The organism is Nonomuraea fuscirosea (assembly GCF_035917475.1).
Classification (GTDB): domain Bacteria; phylum Actinomycetota; class Actinomycetes; order Streptosporangiales; family Streptosporangiaceae; genus Nonomuraea; species Nonomuraea fuscirosea.
Genome location: NZ_CP109074.1, coordinates 7393702 through 7410144 on the forward strand (window position 1 = coordinate 7393702; position 16443 = coordinate 7410144).

A 16443-nucleotide genomic window follows, 5' to 3' on the forward strand; every position below is an offset into this window, starting at 1 on the left:
CTAGGCGAGGAAGTTCTTGAGCTCGAACACGAGCTTGCGGACATGGCCGGAGAGCACGGGCGTGCCCATGGCCTTGAGTTTCTGGCGGTACCACGGGTCGACGCTCTGGCTGCCCGAGCTGTTGACCGAGCCGACGGGGATGAACTTGACCCCCGAACGGTGGATCGCCTCGAAGTCGGTGATCAGTGATCGGTTGTCGTAGAAGTCGGAGATCCACACCATCGCGGTGTTGCGCGGATCGGCGATCTTCGGCCTGGCCAGCGCCATCGCGACCGTGCCGTCGGTGCCACCGCCCAGGGTGGTGCGCAGCAGCACCTCGAACGGGTCGCTCACCCACGGGGTCAGGTCGAGTGCCCTGGTGTCGTAGGCGACCAGGTGCACGTCCACCTTCGGCAGCCCGGCGAAGATCGAGGCCAGGATCGTGCAGTTGACCATGGCGTCCACCATCGAGCCCGACTGGTCGACGACCACGATCACGCGGGCCGGGGTGGTGCGGCGGGCGGTCCGCTTGTAGAAGAGCCGGTCCACGTAGAGCCGCTGGTCGTCGGGGCTCCAGTTGGTGAGGTTCTTCCAGATCGTCCGTTCGATGTCGAGGTTGCGGTAGACCCGCTTCGGCGGCACCGACCGGTCGATGACGCCCGCGCTGGCCTTCTCCACCTGGGTGCGCAGCACCTCGGCGACCTCGTCCACGAACCTGCGGATCAGCGCCTTGGCGTTGGCCAGCGCGACGCCCGACAGGTTGGACTTGTCGTGCAGGAGCTGCTCGATGAGCGACATGCTCGGCGTCAGCTGCTTGGCCAGGGCCGGATCGGCGAGCACCTCGCGCAGGCGCATGCGCTTGACCAGGTCGCCCTCCAGGCCGGCGAGGACCTTGGCCAGCTCTTCGTCGCCCACGCGGTGTCGCAGCCCGCCGGGCTCGCAGCCCATGCCGCGCTCGAACCAGCCGGCGTCCTGCTTCCAGCTCTGCAACTGGCTCGCGCTGACGTTGCCGGAGCCGGTCGCGAAGACGTTGAGCAGCAGTTTGGAGACGAGGGCCGCGCGGCGGACCTCGTCGCCCTCCTCGTGCTCCTGCTCGGTCATCAGGCCCTCGAACTGTGCGGCCAGCTCAGGGAAGCGTTGCACCAGGTTGTCCACCGACACCCCTGGGTCGAGCAGCGCGGGCGGCAGGCCCAGCTCGCCGACGATGCCGACGCTGGCGTTCTCCAGCGAGGGCTGCTCGTCGGGGCTGAACAGCCGGGACAGCAGCCGCCAGTAGAGCACCTGGCGCTTGGTCTGGTCGGCGCTCTGCGCCTCGGGCGTCGTGACGGGGGTCTCGGTCATTTCCGCAGCAACCGTCCCGCTCGTTCGCGCAGCACGGCGACCACGTCGCCGTTCCTGGCCTCGGCCTTGGCCGCCTTCGGGTCGGTCGGGCCCTTGGCCCAGTCGCCGTTGTGCGCCGCGACCGGCTCCTTCTTCACCACGGACTGCACCGCGAGCGGCTGGAGCGACCACTGCCCGCCGTCCCAGCGCAGCAGGCCGACGCAGGCGGTGGAGGCCTTGAGCAGCGCGGGGGTGAGCGGGCCGCAGGACGGCAGCCGGTCGAGGTCGAACGCGATCTTGCCCCCGCCGAGGGTCAGCGTCCGGCCGTCGGACTTGTAGCCCTCGACGAAGACGGGCTCGGCGATGCGCACCGGATGGCGGTCGAGCGGCGTCACCGCCGCCGCCGTGGCCGCGCCGAGCTGGAGCCGGGCGGTGGCGAACGGGTCGGCTTCCTCGCCCGGACGGGCGCGGTCGTCGTGCCACACCAGGTCGCCGCCGGGCAGCAGCGGCATGTCGGTGATCTCCAGGCTGCGGTGCTCGGCCAGCGCGGCCAGCAGCGCGGGATGGCCGCCGAGCAGCCGCCACACGGTCGGGCCGGCGATCGTGTCCACCTTGGCGGCGGCCACGCTCGTCCGGACGAGCCTGGTGGGCGCGCCTCCCGACGGCTCCAGCACCGCGTGCACCTGCACGCGGACGACGGTGGCGTGCTCGTGCACATCGGCGCCCAGGATCAGCAGCCGGCCCGACACCTGCTCGCCGCCGCCGGGCCACGGGCCCTGCTGCGACAGCAGCATGGCGCGCGTCCACAGGTCGGCCCACCGGCGGACGGGCAGCCGATCCATCGTGGCGATCGGGCTGGAGGCCCGCAGCTCCGTCGCGAAGCCGTCGAGCAGCACCGCCAGGCCGCGCAGCTCCGGCACGGCCAGCAGCGCCTCGATGGTCTGGTCGGCGGAGGCGACCAGGTCGTGATCGACGCCGCGCCAGCCCACGATGGCCAGCTCGCGCAGCCAGATGCGGCAGCCGGCGAGCAGATTGGCCCGGGTCTCGCTCTCGCCGGCGACCGGCTCCCAGGTGGCGCGGGTGCGGCCCAGCGCCGTGTCCAGGCGGCCCAGCAGGGCGTCATGGACCGCGCCGAACAGCGCCGCCCGGCCGCCGGCCAGCGCGGCCAGGTGCTCGTCCGCGACGGAGCCCGCGCTCACCTTCGCCACGGCCTCGCTCACCCGCCCGGCCAGCGGGGTGCCCCCCAGCGCGCCCGCCAGGGCGGCCAGCGCCGCCGCCGGCTCCTCGCCGATCCGGGCGAACCCGTGGGTGAGCGCGGCGTCGAGCCCCGCCACCACGTCGAGCGCCGCGCCGACTCCCGCGGGGCCGTCCGAGATCAGCTCGCTCAGCTGTACGTCGAGCATCAGCGCACCGCCCCCGTCGCCGGGAACCAGTGCAGCTCGGTCAGCGGGGCGGTGCTGTCGGGCACCTCAAGGTAGGCCAGGTGGCGCAGGAACCGGCTGAACACGACGGCCGCCGGGGTGCGCTCGACGTGGCCGTTGATGTGCGCCATCAGGCGTTCCCCCTCAGGGACCTCGACCCGCAGGTAACGGGCCACCCGATCGAGCCCGTACTGCACGACCGCCTCGTCGGCCAGCAGGTTGATGTGCTTGCACGCGTAACCGTGCAGCGCGCCGCACGGCCGGTTGTTGTTGGTGCTGCAGCTCAGCGCGTGATCACCGGCGCTGATCGACGAGACGTAGACCCGCTCGATGTCGGATCCGCTCGACACGACGCCCTGCAGCCGGCCGTCGGCCAGCTCGACGAAGGGCACTTTCGCGAGCTTGCGCGGCTCGACGGGTGGCACCACCCGGAGCACGCTGCGCTCTTCCCACGCGGCATTGTCCGCGTCCACGGCCTCAGAACCTCCCGCCCCTGCCGGCTCGCGGGCACAGGCGGGCATGCCCGTGCTCTCCGCGACCGGCTGATCGAATGATCCGGGAACTTACTAGAGGGCACCGACAGATCGGGGCCAAACGATCAAAGCGCCAGCCCCGCGCGGTGAGGGCCTCCGGCCGCACGACCACGCACGGATTGTTCATAATATTGTCGAACCAGACACGTCCGTACGGCACCAGGAGAAGTCGTGACCGCAGGGTCCCCGCAGGAGGAGACGCTGACCGACCGGGTCAGGTCGGCCATACTCGACGGGGACTTCGTGCCCAACCAGCGGCTGGTCGAGGCCGACGTGTGCGAGCAGTTCGGCGCCGCGCGGGCGGCGGTGCGCGAGACGTTCAAGGAGCTCGCGGGCGAAGGGCTCGTCGAGATCCTGCGCAACAAGGGCGCCCGCGTCCGGGCGATCTCGCGGGAGGAGGCCGTCGAGATCACCGAGGTGCGGATGGTGCTGGAGGGCCTGTCCGCGGCCAAGGCCGCCGAGCGGGTCACGCCCGAGCAGGCCGCGCGGCTGCGCGAGATCGTGGGCGACATGCGGGAGGCCGTGGCGGTCAACGACGTCGACCGTTATTCGGAGCTGAACGCCGCCCTGCACGCCGAGATCCGCGCCATCGCCGGGCACCGCACCTCGGCGGCGATCATCGAACGGCTGGGGGCGCAGGTGGTGCGGCACAAGTTCCGGCTGGCCAGGCAGCCGGGGCGGGCGGCGGTGTCGCTGCCGCAGCACGAGCTGATCGTGGCGGCGATCGTGGCCCGCGACCCCGAGGCCGCGCAGACCGCCATGCAGCAGCACCTGCGCAGCGTCACCAAGGCCCTCGAAGCCGGCCCCACCTGACGCGGCTCGTCACGGGGCTTTGCCCGGGGTGGGTGGGAGGCCGGTGCGGGTGGCGTGGTCGAGGGTGGCGGTGGTGGCCTCGGTCATGGTGGCGGGCACGCCGAGCGCCGTCAGCATCCGGGTGGCCGCCTCCATCTCGTGCACCCGCCGCACGCCGTGCTGTCCCGCTCCCTGGAGCAGCCGGACCACGAAGGCCTCGTCGGCGTTCTGCACGGTCTCCAGCAGATGCTCCCAGAACCACTCCCCCAACCCGGCCGCCTCAGCCGCCCGCCGGGACTCGATGAGCAGGGCGCTGAGCCCCTTCACCAGCACGCTGCGCAGCAGTTTGCGGGCCGCGGCGTCGCCGGGCACACCGCCGATCGGCGTCACCGCCATGCCGTGCGCGCCGGCGAACGCGGCGAACCGCTCCGCCTGCTCCCCGCTGGCCAGGACCGGCGTCGCCAGGCCGCGCAGCGGGATCGGCGCCATGATCGCCCCGTCCACGACGGCCGCGCCGCCCGGCTCCAGCACCTCGGCCAGGCGCCGCTTGTCGCCGGGCGCGCCGGTGGACAGGTCGGCGTACAGGGCGCCGGGCTTGAGGTGGGGCAGCGACTCGGCGCCCGCGGTGAGGCTGTCGGCTCCGGTGGTGACCGCGATGACGACGTCGGCCCCGCGTACGGCGGCGGCATTGGACGCGACCAGTTCACCGGGCACCGGTCCGCCGGGCGGGCAGGCCGGGTCGTACACGCGCAGCGGGACACGTCCGGCGAGTCCGCCGGCCAGGATGCGGCCGACCTCACCGTAGCCGAGCAGCGCGACCTGAGGGTCCTGCATGGACGTCCTTCCTGATCCGGCATTCCTTGTTGTTGACAATATTGTCCATATCCAGCGCAGACCAGCCACTGGAGCCGGGAACCGCGCGTGGATTGCGAGCGAAAGTGTTGACAATCCCGCCGATCGGCTCTTAGCGTCGGCTGGGTGACCTCGGCAAAGACCTCTTCCCGCACCCTTCTGGTGATCAGTGCCCACGCGGGCGACTTCGTCTGGCGCGCGGGCGGCGCGATCGCCCTCGCGAGCAGCCGTGGCGAGCGCGCCAAGGTGGTCTGCCTCAGCTTCGGCGAACGCGGCGAGTCCGCGAAGGCGTGGCGGGCCGGCCGTACGCTCGACGAGATCAAGGCGATCCGCCGCGAGGAGGCGCAGAACGCCGCCGCGGCGCTGGGCGCGGAGATCGAGTTCTTCGACGCCGGCGACTACCCGCTGATCGAGAGCACCGAGCTGGTCGACCGGCTCGTCCGGGTCTACCGGGAGCTCGAACCGGACGTGGTGCTGACCCATCCGCCGGCCGATCCGTACAACGGCGACCATCCGGCGGCGGCCCGCATGGCGCTGCAGGCGCGCGTGCTGGCGCAGGCCGCCGGCTACGACGCGCCCGGCGCGCCGCTCGGCGCGCCACCGGTGTTCTTCTTCGAGCCGCACCAGCCCGAGCAGTGCGACTTCAAGCCCGACCTGCTGCTCGACATCACCCCGGTGTTCGACAGGAAGCGCAAGGCCATGGAGTGCCTGCCGGCCCAGCAGCACATGTGGGACTACTACACCGACCTGGCCAAGCGGCGCGGGGTGCAGCTCAAGCGCAACGCGGGCCCCAACCTGGGGCTGGCGCACGACACCATGGGCGAGGCGTACATGCGGCTCTACCCGCAGGTCACGGACGTGCTCGCATGAGGAACGTGGTCGTCACCGGCATCACGCGGGCGCCCGTCGACCGCATCGACACGCTGGCCTCGTACGGTGTCGCGACCGTGCACGAGGCCCTCGGCCGCACCGGCTACCTCGGCCCCGGGCTGCGTCCCGCCTGGCCGGGCGCGCGGACGGGCGGCAACGCGGTCACCGCGGTGTGCTGGCCGGGCGACAACCTGATGATCCACGTCGCGGTCGAGCAGTGCCAGGAGGGCGATCTCCTGGTCGTCACCACGACGTCGCCGTGCACGGACGGCATGTTCGGGGAGCTGTTCGCGACCGCGCTGCGCCACCGCGGGGTGCGCGGCGTGGTGATCGACGCGGGCGTGCGCGACCTGGCGGAGCTGCGGGCGATGGGCTTTCCCGCGTGGAGCGCGGCGGTCAGCGCGCAGGGCACGGTGAAGGCGACGGCGGGCGCGGTGAACGTGCCGGTCACGATCGGCGGGCAGCTCGTCCGGCCCGGCGACCCGATCATCGCCGACGACGACGGGGTGCTCGTGTGCCCGCGCCAGGACCTGGAGCGGGGCATCGAAGCCTCCGCCGCGCGGGCCGCCAAGGAGGCGGCGACGCGGGAGGCGTTCGAGAGGGGCGAACTCGGCCTCGACCGCTACGGCCTGCGCGAACGCCTGCCCGAGCTCGGCATCACATACGTGAGCGCGGAGGAGTACGAAAGTGATCGATGAACGTGGCCCATGCGGCGACCGGCACCGGTGACCGATGGCGGCGGCCCTTGGCGGTGATCGATGACAGCGGACGATGAGGGCGTGCCCTGCATGTTGATGCGGGGCGGCACCTCGAAGGGCGCGTACTTTCTGGCGTCCGACCTGCCCGCCGATCCCGTGGAGCGCGACGACCTGCTGCTGCGCGCCCTGGGGAGCCCCGACCCGCGCCAGATCGACGGCATCGGCGGCGCGCATCCGCTGACCAGCAAGGTCGCCGTGGTGTCGCCGAGCGCCGATCCTTCGGCCGACCTCGACTACCTGTTCCTCCAGGTTGCCGTGGACGAGCCGGTGGTCTCGGCGGCGCAGAACTGCGGGAACCTGCTGGCCGGCGTCGGCCCGTTCGCCGTCGAACGCGGGCTGGTCACGCCGGGCCGTGAACACACCGAGGTGCGCATCCGCCTGCTCAACTCCGGCGGCGCGGCCACCGCGAGCTTCCCCACGCCCGGCGGGCGCGTCGGCTACCAGGGCGGCACCGCCATCTCCGGGGTGCCGGGAACGGCCGCGGCCGTCGTGCTCGGGTTCGAGGACACGGCGGGCTCGGCCACCGGCGGCCTGCTGCCGACCGGCCGCGAGGTGGACGTGATCGACGGCGTCGAGGTGACGTGCGTCGACAACGGCATGCCGGTCGTGGTGGCGGCGGCCGAGGACCTGGGGATCACCGGGTACGAGCCGCACGAGGAGCTGGCCGCCGACGAGAAGCTGCGCGAACGGGTGCAGTCGCTGCGCCTGCAGGCCGGCCGGCTCATGGGGCTCGGAGACGTGACGGGCCGGCCGGTGCCGAAGACCACGCTGGTGGCCCCGCCCAGGGACGGCGGGGCGCTGTGCACCCGTACGTTCATCCCGCTCAGGCCGCACGCGGCGATCGGCGTGCTGGGGGCCGTCAGCGTCGTGACGGCGGCGCTGCTGGAGAACGGGGTGGCGCGCCGGTACGCCCGGCTGCCCGCGGGCAGCCGGGTGGACGTCGAGCATCCCACCGGGCATCTCCAGGTGGAGGTGGAGCTCGACCTGTCCACGAGCCCGCCCACCGCGCTGCGGGCCGCGAACGTCCGCACCGCGCGCAAGCTCTTCGACGGCACGCTCTACCCCCGCCCCTGAGCCGCCGGGCCTCAGCTCGGTGGAGCCTCAGCTCGGCGGGCCGACCTCCCAGGTGGGGTGTTCGCCGGGCGCCAGTTCGATGAAGTCCGGCAGGTCGCGCAGCGCCTCCTCCGCGCCGCCCGGCGTGTACGTGGCGATGATCCGCAAGGGCCGCCAGCCGGTGTTGAACGTCGAGTGCAGCGTCCCCATGGGGATCCAGACGGCGTCACCGGCCTTGACCGCGAACTCCGGGTCGTCGCCGACCGTCTGACGCCCCTCCCCTTCGATGATGTAGAGGATCTCGTCGGAGTGCGGGTGCAGGTGGCGGTCGTGGCCCCGGTTCGGGTTGATCACCACCTCGCCGAGCGTGGACGAGGCGCCGGGCACGCTGCCGGGCGTCACGTGCCATTTGATCGAGCCCCAGTCGAAGAGCATCGTGGGAACGGAGTTCGGTTCGCGGTGCATGGGACCCTTTCCTAGGCGGGCAGGGCCTTGAAGGCCCTGAGCTGGTCGGCGATGGCCCGCTCCGCGGGCAGGCGTTCCATCGAGGAGGCGCCGAAGAAGCCGGCCACGCCGGAGGTGCGCTCCTGGATGTAGCGGACGTCGTCGGGCTCGGCGATGGGCCCGCCGTGACACAACACGATGACGTCGGGGTTCACCGCGACGGCGGCGTCACGCATCTCCTGCACGCGGACGGCCGACTCGTCGAGGGTCAGCGCGGTCTTGGCGCCGATGCTGCCCTTGGTGGTCAGGCCCATGTGCGGCACCAGGATGTCGGCGCCCGCCCGCGCCATCGCCTCGGCCTGCTCGGCGGTGAACACGTAGGGGGCGGTGAGCAGGCCGCGCTCGGCGGCCAGCCGGATCATCTCGATCTCCAGGCCGAACCCCATGCCGGTCTCCTCCAGGTTCGCCCGGAAGACGCCGTCGATGAGGCCGACGGTGGGGAAGTTCTGCACGCCGGCGAAGCCCATGGCGGCCAGCTGGTCGAGGAACTGCGGCATCAGCCGGAACGGGTCGGTGCCGCAGACCCCGGCGAGCACGGGGGTGTCCCTGACCACCGGGAGCACCTCGCCGGCCATCTCGACCACGATGGCGTTGGCGTCCCCGTACGGCAGCAGCCCGGCCAGCGAGCCGCGCCCGGCCATCCGGAACCGGCCGGAGTTGTAGATGATGATCAGGTCCACGCCGCCGGTCTCGGCCGCCTTGGCCGACAGCCCGGTGCCCGCGCCGGCCCCGATGATGAGCCGGCCCGCCTTGCGTTCGGCGTGCAGCCTGGCGAGCGCCTCGTCGCGATTCATGCCGCTCCTTTCTGGATCAGCTCGTGCAGCCGGTCGGCGGCGGCCACCGCGAATCCCGGCCGGTTGATGTCGTCCTGGCTCTCCACCACCTCCACCGCGCTGCCCGCGACGGCGCGCAGGACGGCGTCGAAGCAGGCGGCGTCGGCCTCCGGGTCGTGGAAGGGGCCGCCTTCGACGTCCACGGCGGAGACGCCGCCGCGCGGGAGGAAGAGCGTGACCGGCCCGGTGGCGCCGGCCAGTTTGGCGCCGATGGTCCGGCCGACCTCGGCGTTCTCGGCGGGGGTCGTCCGCATCAGCGTCACGGTCGGGTTGTGCACCAGCAGCCGGCGCCGCGCGAACCGCTCGGGGACGGTGTCCATCGGGCCGAAGTTCACCATGTCCACCGCGCCCAGGCTGACGACCTGCGGCACCCCGGCGGCGCCGGCGGCGGTCAGGCGGTCGGGGCCGGCGGACAGGACGCCGCCGACGAGCTCGTCCGCCAGCTCGGTGGTGGTCAGGTCAAGCACGCCCGCGAAGTATCCGCTCGCGACCAGCGCCTCCATGGCCCGGCCACCGGAGCCGGTGGCGTGGAAGACGAGCACCTCGTAACCCAGCTCCTCCAGCCGGGCGCGAGCGGCGTCCACGGCGGGCGTGGTGACGCCGAACATGGTCGCGGCGACCAGCGGCCGCTCCCCCTCCCCCGAGGGCCCGGCGGCGGTGCGGGCGTCCCGGGAGGTGCCGGCGTCGGAGGAAGCCCGGGCGCCGCGGGAAGCATCGGCGGCGCGGGTGTCGTAGGCCGCCGCCATCGCGCTGATCGCGGCCGCCGCGTTGCCGAGGATCTGGCGGGAGATCGAGTTGATCCCGGCCACGTCGACGACGCTGTACATGAGCGTCACGTCGCTCTGCCCCACGTACGCCGACACGTCGCCGCTCGCCATGGTGGAGACCAGCAGCTTCGGCAGGCCCACGGGCAGGACCCGCATCACGGCGGCGGCGATCGAGGACCCGCCGCTGCCGCCGAGCGCCAGCACGCCGCTCAGCCGGCCTTGGGCGTGCAGGTCCTTCGCGATGGCCGCGGCCCCGGCCGCCATGACCTCCAGAGCGCGGCCGCGATCTCCCGCGCCGCGTAGCTCCTCCAGCCGCGCCCCGCCCGCCTCGGCCACCGCCGCCGCCCCGAAGTCGGCCTCCAGCCCCGGCCCGCCTCCGGCCCGTGCGCCCGTCCCCGTGCCGGCCCCCGCGTCCGGGGGCGGGGCTCCCAGGACGCCCGCGTCGAGCAGGACCACCTCCTGTCCCGCCGCCGTGACCAGGTCACGGACGTGGGCGTACTCGGCGCCCTTGGTGTCGAAGGTCCCCAGCAACAGCACGGCCATGACGGGCCTCCTCGCAGTCTCGGGTTCTCCGCCACCCTGTGGCCTCCCCCGCCACGCGCGCGGTCACGCCTGCCGTTCAGCGGGCGTGCACGATGAGCCAGGTCGCGACCGCGGTGACGGTGGCGGAGCGGTTGCCGATGCTGTGCGGACGGCTGCACGGGAACGTGATCGAGTCGCCCGCCGCCAGGGTGACCACCTCCGACTCGAACTCGATCGTCAGCTCCCCCGCCGTGACCGTCCCGACCTCGTACCCCTCGTGCCGCAGGAAGCTCCCGTGGGCGGTGGAGACGGCGTGCGGCGGGTACGTGGACTCGAAGAACTCGACGTCCGGCGTCGCCCCCGGCGACAGCCGGCGGAACGAGACCCCGCCGCCGAGCACGATCGGCGCCACCTCCCCCGCCCGCCGCACGGCGAGGCCGGGCACGGGCGCGGGCCTAGAAACGGACCCGGAGACGGACCCGGCGGCGGACCCAGCGGCGGACCCAGCGGCGGAGGGCTCCTCGAAGACGGCCGCCAGCGGCACGCCGATGGCGGCCGTGTAGGCGATCAGCCGGCTGACGGACGGGCGCATCGCCCCGCGCTCGATCTGGGACACCGCGCTGGCCGAGATGCCCAGTTCACGGGCCACCGCCCGCAGCGACTTGCCCGACCCGGCGCGCAGCTCGCGCAGCCGCCGGCCGAGACGTTCGCCACCGAGCGCTTCCAGGTCCATGGGCCCCCATCGTCAATTGTTAACACGGCCGCAATCAGCGCCCGGGTGGCCGGGCTTACATTCGACCTAGGTGTTAAGTCATCACTTAACACTCCGGCGAACGCGTACCCACCCCCCAAGGATGCCGCAGATGACACAACCCGCCGTCACCACGTCCCCGCCGTCCTACGACCCCCGGCTCACCAACGAGGACCTGGCCCCGCTGAAGAAGCAGACCTGGTCGTCGTACAACATCTTCGCCTTCTGGATGTCCGACGTGCACAGCGTCGGCGGCTACGTGACCGCGGGCAGCCTGTTCGCGCTCGGCCTGGCCAGCTGGCAGGTGCTGTTCGCGCTGCTCGCGGGCATCGTCATCGTCAACGTCTTCTGCAACCTGGTGGCCAGGCCGAGCCAGGTGACCGGGGTGCCGTACCCGGTGATCAACCGCGCCGTCTTCGGCGTGCTGGGCGCCAACATCCCGGCCATCGTGCGCGGCGCCATCGCCATCGCCTGGTACGGCGTGCAGACGTACCTGGCCTCGCAGTCGCTCATCATCATCTTCCTGAAGTTCTGGCCCGCCACCGCGGCGCTGAACGAGCCGACCTTCCTCGGCCTGTCCGCGCTCGGCTACATCTGCTACGCGATTCTCTGGCTGGCGCAGGCGGCGGTGTTCTGGCGCGGCATGGACGCGATCCGCCGCTTCGTGGACTGGGCCGGCCCGGCCGTGTACGTGGTCATGCTGGTGCTGGCCGGCTACCTGGTCAGCCAGGCGGGCTGGGAGAACATCAGCCTGGACCTGTCGCAGGGCGACAGCCTCGGGTTCGCCGAGTCGATCCCGGTGATGCTGAGCGCGATCGCCCTGGTCGTGTCGTACTTTTCCGGGCCGATGCTCAACTTCGGCGACTTCTCCCGCTACGGGCGCAGCTTCGAGGCGGTCAAGCGGGGCAACTTCCTCGGCCTGCCGATCAACTTCCTGTTCTTCTCCCTGCTCACGGTGATCACGGCGTCGGCCACGGTGCCGGTCTTCGGCGAGCTGATCACCGACCCGATCCACACCGTGCAGCGCATCGACACGCCGTTCGCGATCCTGCTCGGCGGCCTGACGTTCGTCATCGCGACCGTGGGCATCAACATCGTGGCGAACTTCATCTCCCCGGCCTTCGACTTCTCCAACGTCAGCCCGCAGCGGATCAGCTGGCGCACCGGCGGGATGATCGCGGCGGTCGGCTCGGTGCTGCTCACGCCGTGGAACTGGTACGGCAACCCCGACGCCATCCACTACACCCTCGGCCTGCTGGGCGCGCTGATCGGGCCGCTGTTCGGCATCCTGATCGCCGGCTACTACGTCTGCGCCCGGCAGCGGGTGTCGGTGGACGAGCTGTTCACGATGGACCCGGGCGGGCGCTACTGGTTCAGCCGCGGCTACAACCCCAACGCGGTCTGGGCCACGGTCGCGAGCGGCGGCCCCGCCATCGCGTCGGTGCTGGTGCCGAAGCTGGTCACGGCGGTGGACGTGACCTGGATCGCCGACTACAGCTGGTTCATCGGCTGCGGGCTGGGCTTCGTGGCCATGATCGCCCTGGAGCGCCGCAACCCCAGGATCACCGCCGCATGACGCACATCAAAGTGATCAACCCGAACACCGCCCTGGCCATGACCGACGCGATCGGTCGGTGCGCCAGGGCGGTGGCGTCCCCGTCGACCACCGTGACGACCGTCAGCCCGTCCATGGGCCCCGAGTCGATCGAGAGCCACTACGACGAGGCGCTGGCGGTGCCGGGAGTGCTGGCGGAGGTGGCGGCGGGCGAGCGCGAGGGCGTGGACGCGTACGTCATCGCCTGCTTCGGCGACCCCGGCCTGGACGCCGCCAGGGAGCTGGCCACCGGCCCGGTGCTCGGGATCGCGGAGGCGGCCATGCACGCCGCCACCATGCTCGGCCGCGGCTTCAGCGTGGTGACGACCCTGTCCAGGACCGTGGGCCGGGCCTGGGACCTGGCCCACCGCTACGGCTTCGCCACCGCCTGCAGAGGCGTGCACGCCAGCGAAATCCCGGTCCTCGACCTGGAGCGGCCCTCCGCCCGCGCGGCGGTGATCCGGCTCTGCGCCGAGGCCGTCGAGCGGGACGGCAGCGACGCGCTGGTGCTGGGGTGCGCGGGCATGGCCGACTTCTGCGCCGAGGTGTCGCGGGCGACGTCGGTGCCGGTGATCGACGGCGTCAGCGCGGCCACCCGCTTCGCCGAGTCGCTGGTGGCGCTCGGCCTGCGGACCAGCGCGCGCGGCGAGTACGCGCCGCCGCGGCCGAAGCGCTACTCGGGCTTACTGCGCGACTTCACATATTGACCGCACATATTGACGGCACCCCAGGCAGGAACTACGGTCGTCTCATAACTTAAAGGAAACTTTCCTAATAGTTGGCATCCTTCACCCCCTCACACCCCCCAACCGGATGTCGGAGCGTCATGAGACACAAGATCCTGAGCAAGCTCCTCGCGGTGCTGGCGGCGCTGGCACTTCCCCTCACGGCCCTGGCCGTCGCGCCGCCGCAGGCGCTGGCCTCGGCGCAGGCCGTCTTCGCCGACTGGGCGGCGTGGACGGCCTACACGGCGGGCACGCGCGTCACGTACAACGGCGTCGAGTACGAGTGCGTCCAGAGCCACACCTCCCAGCCCGGCTGGGAACCCCCGAACGTCCCGGCGCTGTGGCGGACCACGGGCGGCGGAGGCGGCGACACCACCGCACCCTCCGTGCCGGGCAACCTGCGCTCGACCGGCGTCACCAGCAACAGCGTCGCCCTGGCCTGGAACGCCGCCACCGACAACGTCGGCGTCACCGGCTACGAGGTCTACCGCGGCGGCACTCTCGTCACCACCGTCACCGGCACCACCTACACCAACACCGGCCTGAACGCCGGCACCAGCTACACCTTCACCGTCCGCGCCCGCGACGCCGCCGGCAACCGCTCCGGCGAGAGCAACAGCGTCAGCGCCACCACCACGGGCGGCGGAGGCGGCGACACCACCGCACCCTCGGCGCCGGGCAACCTGCGCTCGACCGGCGTCACCAGCAACAGCGTCGCCCTGGCCTGGAACGCCGCCACCGACAACGTCGGCGTCACCGGCTACGAGGTCTACCGCGGCGGCAGCCTCGTCACCACCGTCACCGGCACCACCTACACCAACACCGGCCTGAACGCCGGCACCAGCTACAGCTACACCGTCCGCGCCCGCGACGCCGCCGGCAACCGCTCCGGCGAGAGCAACAGCGTCAGCGCCACCACCACGGGCGGCGGCGGAGGCGGGGGCGACAAGGTCCTCGGCTACTTCGTGCAGTGGGGCGTCTACCAGCGCGGCTACCACGTCAAGAACATCGACACCAGCGGCTCGGCGGCCAAGCTCACCCACATCAACTACGCCTTCGGCAACGTGCAGAACGGCCAGTGCACGATCGGCGACAGCTATGCCGACTACGACCGCTTCTACCAGGCGAACGAGAGCGTGGACGGCGTCGCCGACACCTGGGACGCGGGCGCGCTGCGCGGCAGCTTCAACCAGCTGCGCAAGCTCAAGAAGAAGCACCCCCACCTGAAGGTGCTGTTCTCCTTCGGCGGGTGGACCTGGTCCGGCGGCTTCGGCCAGGCGGCCCAGAACCCGGCGGCCTTCGCCAACTCCTGCTACAACCTGCTGGAGGACCCGCGCTGGGCGGACGTGTTCGACGGCATCGACATCGACTGGGAGTACCCGAACGCCTGCGGCCTGACCTGCGACAGCAGCGGCCCGGCCGCGTTCAGGAACGTCATGTCGGCGCTGCGCTCGCGCTTCGGCTCCAACTACCTGGTCACCGCCGCGATCACCGCCGACGGCACCAACGGCGGCAAGATCGACGCGGCCGACTACGGCGGCGCGGCACAGTACCTGGACTGGTACAACGTCATGACCTACGACTACTTCGGCGCCTTCGCCCCGCAGGGACCGACGGCTCCGCACTCGCCGCTGACCTCCTACAACGGCATCCCGACCGCGAACTTCCACTCCGACGCCGCCATCCAGAAGCTCAAGAGCAAGGGCGTGCCGGCGAGCAAGCTACTGCTCGGGATCGGCTTCTACGGCCGCGGCTGGGCCGGGGTCTCGCAGGCCGCGCCGGGCGGCTCGGCCTCCGGGCCCGCGCCGGGGACGTACGAGCAGGGCATCGAGGACTACAAGGTGCTCAAGACGCGCTGCCCGGCCACCGGCACGGTCGGCGGGACGGCGTACGCGTACTGCGGCAACCAGTGGTGGAGCTACGACACGCCGGCCACCATCGGCGGCAAGATGAGCTACTCGAAGAACCAGGGCCTCGGCGGCGCGTTCTTCTGGGAGCTCAGCGGCGACACCACGAACGCCGAACTGCTCACGGCCATGCGCAACGGCCTGGGCTGACCGGCGGCAGACCCGATCGGCCGGTCACGAACCGGCCGATCGGCGGCACCGGCCCCGGCCGACCAGCCCACCGGCTGATCGACTGTCCGGCCGGCCGCGTGACCGGCCGATCGGAATGAGCGGCCGGTCGGCAGGCGGGCCGGCCCTCCGTCCGGGGAGGGCCGGCCCGCTCAGCCGAGCTCGCGCACCTGCTCGTCCGTCAGCGTCACCGTCGAGGCCCCCAGGTTCTCCTCCAGGTGCGCGATCGACGAGGTGCCGGGGATCGGCGCGACCACCGGCGAGCGGGCCAGCAGCCAGGCCAGGGCCACCTGCGAGGGCGTCGCCCCGACGGCCTTGGCGACGTGCTGGACAGGGCTGCCGGACCCGGCCAGCGCGCCCTTGGCGACGGGGCTGTAGGGGATGAACACGATCCCCTCCCGCTCGCAGTGCTCCAGCACGTCCTCGGAGTCGCGCAGGGTGAGGTTGTAGCGGTTCTGGACACTGGCGATGCCGGTGACGCGGCGAGCCCGTTCCAACACGTCGACGGTCACCTCCGACAGCCCGATATCGGCGATCTTGCCCTCGTCCCGCAGCGCCTTCAGCTCGCCCACCTGCTCCTCCAGCGGCACCCGCGGGTCCACGCGGTGCAACTGCAGCAGGCCGAGCCGCTCGGCGCCGAGCCGGCGCAGGCTCATCTCGACCTCCTGCCGCAGGTATTCCGGCCGCCCCACCGGATGCCACTGGCCCGGCCCCGTGCGCACGAACCCGGCCTTCGTCGCGATCAGCAGGTCCTCCGGGTACGGGTGCAGCGCCTCGCGGATGAGCTCCTCGTTGACGTAGGGCCCGTACGAGTCGGCCGTGTCGATGAAGTTCACGCCCAGCTCGACCACCCGGCGCAGCACCCTGATCGCCTCATCATGATCGCGCGGCGGCCCCCAGACGCCGGGCCCCGTGAGGCTCATGGCCCCGTAGCCGAGGCGGTGCACGGTCTTGCCGCCGAGAGTGACGGTGCCGGTGGACGGGAGGGAGATGGACATGCGGTTCCCCGTTTCGAGTGCGACGTTCCAGGTCCGTGATGCAACGGATACGCGGTCAATCTTCCCTATCACCCCGCCGATGAATACGTTTCGGGG

The 16443-nt window shown here is 72.0% G+C and carries 16 protein-coding genes; 7 read left to right on the plus strand and 9 right to left on the minus strand.

Annotation, left to right across the window (positions count from 1 at the left end; genetic code table 11):
- Genes OIE67_RS33635 through OIE67_RS33645 form a run of 3 tightly spaced genes read right to left on the minus strand, consistent with a single transcriptional unit; the run spans position 1 to position 3193 of the window.
- Positions 1-1320: a VWA domain-containing protein gene (locus OIE67_RS33635; RefSeq protein WP_326628063.1), complete on the minus strand. Its 1320-nt coding sequence runs from the start codon at positions 1318-1320 to the stop codon at positions 1-3.
- Positions 1317-2702, minus strand: coding sequence for a hypothetical protein (locus OIE67_RS33640; RefSeq protein WP_326628066.1), 1386 nt, complete (start codon positions 2700-2702; stop codon positions 1317-1319). Before OIE67_RS33640 ends, OIE67_RS33635 begins: the two co-directional genes overlap by 4 nt.
- Entirely contained in the window at positions 2702-3193 is a 492-nt protein-coding gene (locus OIE67_RS33645; RefSeq protein ID WP_326628068.1) for a hypothetical protein, read from the minus strand. Before OIE67_RS33645 ends, OIE67_RS33640 begins: the two co-directional genes overlap by 1 nt.
- A 231-nt stretch (positions 3194-3424) precedes the next feature.
- On the opposite strand from OIE67_RS33645, the gene OIE67_RS33650 reads away from it, so the two are divergent.
- On the plus strand, positions 3425-4066 hold the full coding sequence (locus tag OIE67_RS33650) for a GntR family transcriptional regulator (protein WP_326628070.1): 642 nt from the start codon (positions 3425-3427) through the stop codon (positions 4064-4066).
- A 9-nt stretch (positions 4067-4075) separates the two neighbouring features.
- On the opposite strand, the gene OIE67_RS33655 is transcribed toward OIE67_RS33650, so the two are convergent.
- The gene (locus OIE67_RS33655) at positions 4076-4879 is read right to left on the minus strand and encodes an NAD(P)-dependent oxidoreductase (protein WP_326628072.1); all 804 of its coding nucleotides are present in this window, start codon (positions 4877-4879) and stop codon (positions 4076-4078) included.
- A gap of 144 nt (positions 4880-5023) precedes the next feature.
- On the opposite strand from OIE67_RS33655, the gene OIE67_RS33660 reads away from it, so the two are divergent.
- From OIE67_RS33660 to OIE67_RS33670, 3 genes are read left to right on the plus strand one after another with little or no spacing between them, the layout of a single operon-like run.
- Positions 5024-5767 (plus strand): PIG-L deacetylase family protein, encoded by a 744-nt coding sequence (locus OIE67_RS33660; RefSeq protein ID WP_326628074.1) that lies wholly within the window; start codon positions 5024-5026, stop codon positions 5765-5767.
- Positions 5764-6465 carry a 4-carboxy-4-hydroxy-2-oxoadipate aldolase/oxaloacetate decarboxylase gene (locus OIE67_RS33665; RefSeq protein ID WP_326628076.1) on the plus strand — a complete coding sequence of 234 codons (702 nt, stop codon included), beginning with the start codon at positions 5764-5766 and terminating at the stop codon, positions 6463-6465. The genes OIE67_RS33660 and OIE67_RS33665 overlap by 4 nt, the downstream gene beginning before the upstream one ends.
- A 60-nt stretch (positions 6466-6525) precedes the next feature.
- A complete protein-coding gene (locus OIE67_RS33670; RefSeq protein ID WP_326628078.1) occupies positions 6526-7599 on the plus strand; it encodes a 4-oxalomesaconate tautomerase in 1074 nt (357 codons plus the stop codon).
- Positions 7600-7626: 27 nt separating this feature from the next.
- Here OIE67_RS33670 and OIE67_RS33675 read toward each other — a convergent pair whose 3' ends face one another.
- The 4 genes from OIE67_RS33675 to OIE67_RS33690 form a co-directional block, all read right to left on the minus strand.
- On the minus strand, positions 7627-8043 hold the full coding sequence (locus OIE67_RS33675) for a cupin domain-containing protein (protein ID WP_326628079.1): 417 nt from the start codon (positions 8041-8043) through the stop codon (positions 7627-7629).
- 11 nt (positions 8044-8054) lie between these two features.
- Positions 8055-8876 (minus strand): phosphoenolpyruvate hydrolase family protein, encoded by an 822-nt coding sequence (locus OIE67_RS33680; protein ID WP_326628081.1) that lies wholly within the window; start codon positions 8874-8876, stop codon positions 8055-8057.
- Positions 8873-10225, minus strand: a complete 1353-nt coding sequence (locus OIE67_RS33685) for a Tm-1-like ATP-binding domain-containing protein (RefSeq protein WP_326628083.1) — start codon at positions 10223-10225, stop codon at positions 8873-8875. The genes OIE67_RS33680 and OIE67_RS33685 overlap by 4 nt, the downstream gene beginning before the upstream one ends.
- 76 nt (positions 10226-10301) lie before the next feature.
- On the minus strand, positions 10302-10937 hold the full coding sequence (locus tag OIE67_RS33690) for a helix-turn-helix domain-containing protein (RefSeq protein ID WP_326628085.1): 636 nt from the start codon (positions 10935-10937) through the stop codon (positions 10302-10304).
- A 130-nt stretch (positions 10938-11067) separates the two neighbouring features.
- Between OIE67_RS33690 and OIE67_RS33695 the strand changes: the two genes are divergently transcribed.
- From OIE67_RS33695 to OIE67_RS33705, 3 genes are all read left to right on the plus strand, one after another.
- Entirely contained in the window at positions 11068-12531 is a 1464-nt protein-coding gene (locus tag OIE67_RS33695; RefSeq protein ID WP_326628087.1) for an NCS1 family nucleobase:cation symporter-1, read from the plus strand.
- A complete protein-coding gene (locus tag OIE67_RS33700) occupies positions 12528-13256 on the plus strand; it encodes an aspartate/glutamate racemase family protein (protein ID WP_326628089.1) in 729 nt (242 codons plus the stop codon). Before OIE67_RS33695 ends, OIE67_RS33700 begins: the two co-directional genes overlap by 4 nt.
- Before the next feature lie 119 nt (positions 13257-13375).
- Positions 13376-15331 carry a glycosyl hydrolase family 18 protein gene (locus OIE67_RS33705; RefSeq protein WP_326628091.1) on the plus strand — a complete coding sequence of 652 codons (1956 nt, stop codon included), beginning with the start codon at positions 13376-13378 and terminating at the stop codon, positions 15329-15331.
- 170 nt (positions 15332-15501) lie between these two features.
- Here the strand turns inward: OIE67_RS33705 and OIE67_RS33710 are convergent, their stop codons facing one another.
- Complete coding sequence (locus OIE67_RS33710; RefSeq protein WP_326628093.1) at positions 15502-16347, minus strand: aldo/keto reductase; 846 nt, start codon at positions 16345-16347, stop codon at positions 15502-15504.
- Positions 16348-16443: the final 96 nt, after the last annotated feature.

Coding starts and splice junctions, on each gene's coding strand:
- OIE67_RS33635 (WP_326628063.1), bottom strand. CDS start 1,320: ATGACCGAGACCCCCGTCACGACGCCCGAGGCGCAGAGCGCCGACCAG.
- OIE67_RS33640 (WP_326628066.1), bottom strand. CDS start 2,702: ATGCTCGACGTACAGCTGAGCGAGCTGATCTCGGACGGCCCCGCGGGA.
- OIE67_RS33655 (WP_326628072.1), bottom strand. CDS start 4,879: ATGCAGGACCCTCAGGTCGCGCTGCTCGGCTACGGTGAGGTCGGCCGC.
- OIE67_RS33665 (WP_326628076.1), top strand. CDS start 5,764: ATGAGGAACGTGGTCGTCACCGGCATCACGCGGGCGCCCGTCGACCGC.
- OIE67_RS33670 (WP_326628078.1), top strand. CDS start 6,526: ATGACAGCGGACGATGAGGGCGTGCCCTGCATGTTGATGCGGGGCGGC.
- OIE67_RS33675 (WP_326628079.1), bottom strand. CDS start 8,043: ATGCACCGCGAACCGAACTCCGTTCCCACGATGCTCTTCGACTGGGGC.
- OIE67_RS33680 (WP_326628081.1), bottom strand. CDS start 8,876: ATGAATCGCGACGAGGCGCTCGCCAGGCTGCACGCCGAACGCAAGGCG.
- OIE67_RS33685 (WP_326628083.1), bottom strand. CDS start 10,225: ATGGCCGTGCTGTTGCTGGGGACCTTCGACACCAAGGGCGCCGAGTAC.
- OIE67_RS33690 (WP_326628085.1), bottom strand. CDS start 10,937: ATGGACCTGGAAGCGCTCGGTGGCGAACGTCTCGGCCGGCGGCTGCGC.
- OIE67_RS33695 (WP_326628087.1), top strand. CDS start 11,068: ATGACACAACCCGCCGTCACCACGTCCCCGCCGTCCTACGACCCCCGG.
- OIE67_RS33700 (WP_326628089.1), top strand. CDS start 12,528: ATGACGCACATCAAAGTGATCAACCCGAACACCGCCCTGGCCATGACC.
- OIE67_RS33705 (WP_326628091.1), top strand. CDS start 13,376: ATGAGACACAAGATCCTGAGCAAGCTCCTCGCGGTGCTGGCGGCGCTG.
- OIE67_RS33710 (WP_326628093.1), bottom strand. CDS start 16,347: ATGTCCATCTCCCTCCCGTCCACCGGCACCGTCACTCTCGGCGGCAAG.